Origin of the sequence: uncultured Gimesia sp., assembly GCF_937919775.1 — a bacterium.
GTDB lineage: Bacteria > Planctomycetota > Planctomycetia > Planctomycetales > Planctomycetaceae > Gimesia.
Genome location: NZ_CALFPF010000220.1, coordinates 1 through 3464, shown reverse-complemented (window position 1 = coordinate 3464; position 3464 = coordinate 1). Strand labels below are relative to the sequence as shown.

At 51.7% G+C, this 3464-nt stretch carries 3 protein-coding genes; 1 reads left to right on the top strand and 2 read right to left on the bottom strand.

Features of this window, described 5'->3' with window-relative positions:
• Nucleotides 1-8: 8 nt before the first annotated feature.
• Nucleotides 9-779, bottom strand: a complete 771-nt coding sequence (locus Q0294_RS05880; protein WP_299461865.1) for an SGNH/GDSL hydrolase family protein — start codon at nucleotides 777-779, stop codon at nucleotides 9-11.
• 244 nt (nucleotides 780-1023) lie between these two features.
• On the opposite strand from Q0294_RS05880, the gene Q0294_RS05875 reads away from it, so the two are divergent.
• Nucleotides 1024-2601, top strand: a complete 1578-nt coding sequence (locus Q0294_RS05875) for an alkaline phosphatase D family protein (RefSeq protein ID WP_299461863.1) — start codon at nucleotides 1024-1026, stop codon at nucleotides 2599-2601.
• A gap of 8 nt (nucleotides 2602-2609) precedes the next feature.
• Here the strand turns inward: Q0294_RS05875 and Q0294_RS05870 are convergent, their stop codons facing one another.
• Entirely contained in the window at nucleotides 2610-3392 is a 783-nt protein-coding gene (locus Q0294_RS05870) for a DUF1080 domain-containing protein (RefSeq protein ID WP_299461861.1), read from the bottom strand.
• Between the last annotated feature and the right edge of the window lie 72 nt (nucleotides 3393-3464).

Sequence of the window (3464 nt, the reverse complement as noted above, 5' to 3'; positions counted from 1 at the left end):
AATTGAATCTATAATTTAAGAGCAACCGCAAACGGTGAGCCGAACAGTATTGCGGTGGCACCTGCAGTGTTGAAGTGCACGTTGCCCGGTTTGGTCCACCATTTTTCGTGGTTTGGTTTGGTGAAACTGTAGAGATCGTTAACCGTGATTTCGGGATAATCTTTGAGCACTTTCAAAGCGATCGCGTTATAATTGGCAGCGTCGCCGGCGATGCGCCCCGGTTCGCCTTCCGGCACGGGAGTGGTGGTGACGAAGATCAGTTTGGCTTTCGGCGCCAGTTCCTTGAGATAGGCGATGATAGAACGCAGATTCTTTTCGTAGTCTGCAGGAGAAATCGCCTGCTTGCCGTTTACGCGGTCCAGTTTGTTATCCTTCAGGTATTTCAGATCGTGCAGGCCGATGTTGAAATGAATCACGTCCCAGTCGAAGCTCCAGTGGTCTTTGAGTTTTTTGTCCCGCATCATAGTGTGCATGGTTTGCATTTTAGTGATGAAGGACGAAGAATCGCCGCCGTTGCAGTACAGGCGATAGACGTTGGCTTTTCCTTGCAGTGCATCGCGCGTCGCATCGGTGTAAGCGATGGAAATGGAATCGCCATACAGGAGGACGTTCGGCAGCTGGGGATTATTTTCGACATATTGAAACGTGGGCCGTTTATTGAATTTAGGAGAACGCACCAGTTTCTCCCAGGCTGCCTTTGCCGGTTGCTCAGCAAAAACAGAGTGCGTCAATGTGATGAGGCAGATTGCGAAGAGCGGGATCAGTTTGAACGGCTTCATAGTGTGTCTTCTTCGGAATTAAGAAATGAGCGGCAGAGTGTGCAGACGGAAATTATCAAAACCAGCTTCCATTCTGGGCGAATATGATCCCGAATATCAAGCAGATTCTCTCGGCTTTTTCGAAATACACGGCATCTGAGGAATGCGGTAAATCGACACCGTTTTGTGTTGGGCTTACCACAATAAATCAATAGAATGGGTGGTCTAATCAAATCCATTCGCTGATTTCCGAGGGAGTGCTCACATGAGGCTTTACGGTCTATTTTGTCTGCTGTTTGTATCGGGCTGTTTTTTTCCCGGTTGCGAAAAACAAAACCCTGAAACACCCGCGCCTGTAGTTGAGCGGGGAGATTCAGCAGCGGTTCCCGCCGAAGCGAATTCCCAAACACCAATGGCGGGAATGGGAATCATGGCGGGTGAAGTCACGCCGAACAGTGCGCTGGTGCAGGTGCGGCTGACGGAGACAGACAAACTGGTCGACCGCGATGTTAAAGGCATGCCGGGCGTTGTGAAATTTACCCTGCAAACGATTCCCGGAGAGAAGACCGCATTTGAAAAAGTGACGCAAATCGTAGATGCCGTGGCCGAATACGATTTCATTGCCCGTGCTGCATTTACAGATTTACCTGCCGGCACCGAGTTTGAATGCAAAACCGAGATTGGTAAGACCGCAGATCAGTTACATCCCGGTCCGACAGCACGCTTCACAACATTGAACGGCGATAAATATTACAGGCCGGTTGATTTTGTCGTGGTGACCGGTATGAACTATGCGAAGTTTCACGGGGATGACCGGATCGACAAGAAACAGCATCTGATTGAGAATAATACGAATTTGCCGCAACCTTATGTCGGTCCCGATAAACATCTGGGTTATCCCGCTTTGGAAACCATTCTGAAGATGAAGCCGGATTTCTTTGTCGGCACGGGGGACAATGTGTATTACGACACGCCCGATAAACCCCGGGCCGAAACGATTCCCGAAATGCGACGGAAATGGCATGAACAATTCGTGCAGCCGCGTTTTCTGGATTTGTTTGCCGCCGTCCCGACTTACTGGGAAATTGACGACCACGATTACCGCGTCGACGACGGGGATAACACGGGCGATCATCATCCGACTCCGGAAGAGGGCAGACGGATCATGCTGGAACAACTGCCGGTGGCGCCGATGGAGGACAAGGACGCCAAGACGTATCGCACGCATCGGGTGAGCAAGGAACTGCAAATCTGGCTGCCGGAAAACCGCATGTATCGCAGCCCGAATGCCATGGAAGACGGGCCGGAAAAATCGATCTGGGGCGCGGAACAGAAAGCGTGGTTGAAGAAAACATTGAAGGAAAGCGACGCAACGTTCAAGGTATTGATTTCGCCGACGCCGATGGTTGGCCCCGATGATTTACGCAAGACGGACAATCATTGTGACATCGGCGGCTTTCGGCATGAACGCGATGAATTCTTCGGGTGGCTCAAAGAGAACGGTCTGGATCAGCAGAACTTTTTTATTGTCTGCGGCGATCGCCACTGGCAATATCATGCCGTTGATCCGAGTGGATTTGAAGAGTTTTCCTGCGGCGCGCTCGTCGATGCGAACTCGCGTTTAGGCCGCAAGTCCGGCGATCCGAAATCGACCGACCCGGAAGGACTGATCAAGCAGCCTTATTTGCAAGATCCGCGTTCAGGCGGGTTTCTGCTGGTGAAAGCAACGCCGGCCGACAAGCAGACGCCGGCGACGCTTTCATTTCTGTTTTATGATGAGAAGGGCAAACTGCTCTATCAGCATGACAAACCGCAGGGTAAACCAAACCAGGGTAAAAAATAGCGGGCCTGCTATTCCCGGAAATCTGTGTCAGCGGTTTTGAGATCGAGCGGTTTGATCCAGACGTTGCGATAGCGTACGTCGTGTCCTTCGCATTGAAGTTTAATTCCGCCGGGGGTGTCGGTGATGCCGAAGCCGTCGTCGTTGCCTCCATCCAGGCCGGAATTCGCGCCCCCCCAGACTTTGTCGATGGTCACGTTTTCATGCACTTTTTTGCCGTTGAAGTACATCGAGACCATTGGTTTTTCGACGAGTTTGCCGTCCTTGAAGCGAGCCGCGCGGAAGGTGATGTCGTAAGCGTTCCACTTCCCTGTTCCGTTGTAAGCGTGGTAAGGCGATTCGGTTTTGTTGATGACGGCGCCCATGCCATGCTTGGTTTTATCGCCATCTAAAATCTGAATTTCGTAGCGATTCTGCAGATAGACGCCGCTGTTACCGCCGGGTTTGGTCACCAGAAATTCGACATGCAGGCGGAAATCGTGATATTTCTTTTTGGTTACAATGTCGGCTGCGCCGTATTTGCCGCCTGCCGCTGCCGGGTCATCTGTCATGATCACGGTGCCGGCGTCGATGGGGTCTTCAACCACTTTCCACTTGATGGGGAGGGACGAACTGAACCGCGGGCCTTTCCAGTAGGTCCAGTTTTCATCGAGTTTTTCCCGGCTGCCATCCAGCAGAACTTCCGCATCGGTGGGGGGCTTGGCGGAGACGCCGACTTCGCCCCGGGCAGATGACCCGATAAAGGTGAATATCAGCAGAGAACACAGACTGGTAACAAGTGGAGTGAAGCGCATGGTGGTTCCTCTTGGTTAACGGTTATAACGAAACTGCATTATGTGTTAATTCAGCAGTCAGAACAATGGATT